The organism is Brucella grignonensis (assembly GCF_002252505.1).
GTDB classification, from domain to species: Bacteria; Pseudomonadota; Alphaproteobacteria; order Rhizobiales; family Rhizobiaceae; genus Brucella; species Brucella grignonensis.
Window position 1 is genome coordinate 1 of sequence record NZ_NNRL01000072.1, and the last position, 414, is coordinate 414.

Genomic DNA, 414 nt, shown 5'->3' on the forward strand with positions numbered 1-414 from the left:
CCTGGTGATCGACACGACCGGTGCCGATCACCTGCATGGCGGCGAGGCGCTGATGCTCGAGACCATGGTGCGGAAGTTCGCGGCCTCCGGCGTCGAGGCGCGCGCGGCGGTTGCGGACACATGGGGCGCCGCCCATGCCGCGGCCCGCTTCCTGCGCCGGCAGATCGCGGTCATCGCGCCTGGTGCCGCCGAGACCATGTTGCGACCGCTACCGCTGGCGGCGCTGCGGCTCGAGGGCGAAACCGTGACCGGTCTGCGCACCCTTGGCTTCGAGACCATCGGTGATCTGATGGATCAGCCGCGCGCGCCGCTAGCCCTACGCTTCGGTCCCGATATCGGCAGGCGTCTCGATCAGGCCCTCGGCGCCATCGGCGAGCCGGTCGATCCCGTCCGTTCGCCTGAACTGGTCGAAGT

At 70.3% G+C, this 414-nt stretch carries 1 pseudogene; it reads left to right on the plus strand.

Annotated elements, in window-relative coordinates:
* Window positions 1-414 (plus strand): annotated as a pseudogene (locus CEV33_RS00880) (DNA polymerase Y family protein); the annotation flags it as partial.